The sequence below is a fragment of the Cobetia sp. SIMBA_158 genome (assembly GCF_046566945.1).
Classification (GTDB): domain Bacteria; phylum Pseudomonadota; class Gammaproteobacteria; order Pseudomonadales; family Halomonadaceae; genus Cobetia; species Cobetia amphilecti.
This window is the reverse complement of the sequence record NZ_JAWJYL010001142.1, coordinates 1-233: the sequence shown is the minus strand read 5'-3', so window position 1 is coordinate 233 and position 233 is coordinate 1. Positions and strand designations below refer to the sequence as shown.

At 42.1% G+C, this 233-nt stretch carries 1 protein-coding gene; it reads left to right on the top strand.

Annotation, left to right across the window (positions count from 1 at the left end; all coding sequences use genetic code 11):
* A partial coding sequence (locus R2R70_RS23325) for a cellulose biosynthesis cyclic di-GMP-binding regulatory protein BcsB (protein WP_410979395.1) occupies window positions 1-233 on the top strand: 233 nt, incomplete at both ends.

The window sequence follows — 233 nt, the reverse complement described above, 5'->3', positions numbered from 1 at the left end:
AGTGGCTTTTTACTCGATAAAAACAACGATCTATTACAAACAACGCAAGCGTTGTTGCCACTAGTTGCCAATACCGACACCACACAAAGCACAGAAGGCTTTTCTGTCAATGGCATTAATTTGGCTAACAGAAATGAGCTTAACTTTGACTTTAGGTTTGGTGTACTCAAAAAAGGCGAATGTGCTGTTGCACCTCCTGGCGGTGAGTTTGGTGTTATTGATGGCGATTCAAG